Origin of the sequence: Terrisporobacter othiniensis (genome assembly GCF_000808015.1) — a bacterium.
GTDB classification, from domain to species: Bacteria; Bacillota; Clostridia; order Peptostreptococcales; family Peptostreptococcaceae; genus Terrisporobacter; species Terrisporobacter muris.
On sequence record NZ_JWHR01000054.1, the window covers coordinates 1 to 3,673 of the forward strand.

At 28.0% G+C, this 3,673-nt stretch carries 4 protein-coding genes; all 4 read right to left on the reverse strand.

The features are described from left to right. Nucleotides 1-60: 60 nt before the first annotated feature. On the reverse strand, nt 61-405 hold the full coding sequence (locus tag QX51_RS05040) for a hypothetical protein (protein ID WP_039678813.1): 345 nt from the start codon (nt 403-405) through the stop codon (nt 61-63). A gap of 55 nt (nt 406-460) precedes the next feature. Further along, nucleotides 461-607, reverse strand: a complete 147-nt coding sequence (locus QX51_RS20575) for a hypothetical protein (RefSeq protein WP_161791902.1) — start codon at nt 605-607, stop codon at nt 461-463. Nucleotides 608-1,048: 441 nt separating this feature from the next. Continuing rightward, on the reverse strand, nt 1,049-2,176 hold the full coding sequence (locus tag QX51_RS05045; RefSeq protein ID WP_039678814.1) for a C40 family peptidase: 1,128 nt from the start codon (nt 2,174-2,176) through the stop codon (nt 1,049-1,051). Nucleotides 2,177-2,483: 307 nt separating this feature from the next. Next, a complete protein-coding gene (locus QX51_RS05050; protein WP_039678815.1) occupies nt 2,484-2,930 on the reverse strand; it encodes a GNAT family N-acetyltransferase in 447 nt (148 codons plus the stop codon). Nucleotides 2,931-3,673 lie beyond the last annotated feature (743 nt).

The window sequence follows — 3,673 nt, forward strand, 5'->3', positions numbered from 1 at the left end:
GAGATAACAGCTTCGGATTGATGGAACATGGGTTTTTCGCCTTTTTTTAAGTATTTGTATTTATATTTTATTTATAATTTTGCACTTTTTTGAATTTTTATTTACATTAATATCATAATTATTTCTAAATTTTTCATTATTTTTCAATAAATATGCTTTATCTCCATAATCGTAATCTAATAAATAATTATTTATCCAATAAATCATATAAATTTCTAAGCCATTACTTTCAATCTCTTCAGATATTTTTATAATTAATTCATTTTCTTCATTATCTAAGATATCATACCATTCAAAGAATTTTGATTTCAAATTCTTTCGTTTTATGTTTATTCTATTTGGACAATATATATTTACAAATGATTCGTCATTCATACCTTTATCATAAGTAATCCTTATTATCATTTTTCCCCCTTATCTTAAATGTATAATATTTCTTTTATACGTAAAAATACTCATATTAATCATCAATATGTTCTACAATATAGTTCTTTACCATCACTTCTAAGTCATCTTGATATTCATAAAACTCCTCATCTAAAATATATAAGTTAATAATTTCCAAATCAATAAGTATTTTTTCTCGTATTGTCCTATTTTGGGGCATGTAGAAGTATTCTAAATCAGTTTCAGCAATTATACTTATAACACTATTTTACTTTAATGCCCATTCACACATTGATTTAACAGCTTCTGTCATATATACATTACGCTCAGACTTTTCACTTAATCCATAGCAAACCTCAACATTTTTATTAGGAACATATTTAACCCCTACTGAACCTACTACTATCCTATTTGGAGAAGATAAACTTTTGTTGCTCCAGCTTTATAATAACAGTTTAATTCCTTTTCAAGTTCAATAATATCATAAATATTTTAAATATATTATATTTATTTACATTTTATCTCACTTGTAATTTCATATCACGCTCTTTATATCTACATAAAAGTACCCCAACTGTTAGAATCTTGGTCCAACAATTGGGGTACAATACATATTTAATATGTCCTTTATAATCAATCACTTTCTAATTTATAGTTAGTATTATAAAACTCTTTTTGCTCTTACATATGCATTATTCCAGTAAGAAGTTTCTATACTAACTTGTACTATTTTCTCCTTTGATGAAGATGCGTGAATCATCTCTCCATTTCCAACATATATACCAACATGTGATACTGCGCCATTGTTAGATCCACTAGTGTCAAAGAATACTAAGTCTCCTGCTTTTAAGTTACTTTTACTTACAGTAGTACCATATCGACTTTGGTCTGATGATACTCTCGGTAGTGTTACGCCAGCTGCATTTTTATATACATAGTATGTAAGTCCTGAACAGTCAAATGAACTTGGTCCCTGTGCTCCCCAAACATAAGGTTTCCCTAATTGCTTAGCTGCAAGGTTTAAAACTGCATTTACTGATGAACTAGTTGAACCAGATGAATTAGATGAATCTGATGAACCAGTAGATGGTTTTGTACTGCTTAAGTATTCACTTGAAACATATCCTTCTACTCCATTTGCTGTTATTTTACTCCATCCATTACTTGTTGAATGTACAGTTACTGCTGTTCCTTTTGATAATTTTGTTATTTTTGAATAACTTGTACCTGGACCTTTTCTTACGTTTAGTCCAACATCTGGTGTTACATACATAGTGCTTGTTGTTGAAGTTGATCCATTTGAACTAGATGGTTTTTTACTGCTTAAATATTGACTTGAAACATATCCTTCTACTCCATTTGCTGTTATTTTACTCCATCCATCACTTGTTGAATGTACAGTTACTGCTGTTCCTTTTGATAATGTTGTTACTTTTGAATAACTTGTACCTGGACCTTTTCTTACGTTTAGTCCAACATCTGGTGTTACATACATAGTGCTTGTTGTTGAAGTTGATTGTTCTTTTTCAAGGTAATCACTGCATATATAACCAGTTTTAGAATTATATTGGACTTTTGTCCAGTTTCCACTTGATGATAGATAAGTAACTTTTGTTCCCTCATCTAATACACCCATAGAACTATAATTTGTACCAGCTCCAGTTCTAAAATGAACTCTAGCCGTAGTTACTCTTATTTCAGATGCATGAGAATCTGTTACATCTGATAGTGGTACAACAAGTGCTGAAGCTAGCATTCCTGCCATTATGTAATTTTTACTTATACTCATAATTTTATTCTCCTCCAAAATATAAATTTATACAAAAGTATACATCCTATTGGAATTAATTACTTTATGTTACATAGTATAGCATAATTTACATATTTTAAAAATATTTTTTGTAACTTTTTCGTAACTTTTATGACATTTTTGTAACTTTTTTCCAAAATTTCAACTTATTGTGTTAAACTTATCTCATAATTGTCCAACATATCCATATCTTTTAATACTAAAAAAAGCATCTTAGATTGATGCTTTCTTAGTTCGAAATATATAACATTGGTGAATTAAACATACTTATCAAATTGGAATTTATCTATTTTTCCATTATATAATTTATTAGCCTCACACCATGTCTTTCTACAAATTGTTTTTTTATTACTCTATACCCTCTCTTCTCAAAAAATAATTTTGCCGTTATAGATGCGTGAGTTGTAATACACTTTCCCTCATATTTTTTCTCTAATCTATCACAAATTGCTGTTGCGACACCAATACTTTGGTAATCCTTATGTACATATAATCTATCCAAATAACCTCCATCATTAATATCACCAAAACCAATTATTATTCCATTTTCTTCTGCAATTACTGTGTAGTTATTTAAAAAAGATTCATTCCACTCATCAATATGAATATTTCCTGTGGCCCATACATTTAACTGATCCTCTGTATAGTCTTTTGCATTGATGCAATGAACAGTATTATAAAATAAATCAGCAATTTCATTACAATCACTTGATTTATATTCTCTTATTTTCATATAAACTCTCCTATCAAATTATTATTTATCCCTTAATTATAGCAAAAAATTCGCTTCGCTCATGTCGCCAACAAGATGCCTTCGCTATCGCTTTAAGCCACTGTGTGGGCGTTGTGAAATTTTAGGCAACGACCTTGCTCAAAATTATACTTTTTACATTTTTAAAGTCGTTAATATCACTTACTTACATGACTTATCCACAACCGTAAGACTGTTATAATACCCTAGTAAGTAAAAAAGCCACTGATTTTATATCAATGGCTATGTCATCCAAATCTATTTTATTTTATACTTATCAAATCTAAAAGTAACATTAACTTTAACAAAGTATCTAATCAAAACATTATTCGAATATGTCAAATTATTTTAAATAATGATTTTAACAAAATTTTATGAGGAACGCTATTATTAATTATACTTCTTATCATAGAGGTTCCTTTAGTATATATAATTAATAATTACTTCCCTTGGATGTTAGGTAAATTAAATATATAAGATGAGTTGAGTGTAATAATAGACTAGTAATATACTAGCCTATTTTGATGTTAAATAAAATTCGCACTATATTAATATAGTATATCAAAACTCACCTACAAATTTATATTTATCTATATAACATCAAAATATTTTTATTTTGCTATTTTAGATTTTATTATATCAATAATATAATCAGTTGAATCAACTTTTAAAATTAATACGATTATACTATATACTATGGCCCCCATGCTAACAGAAACTAATTA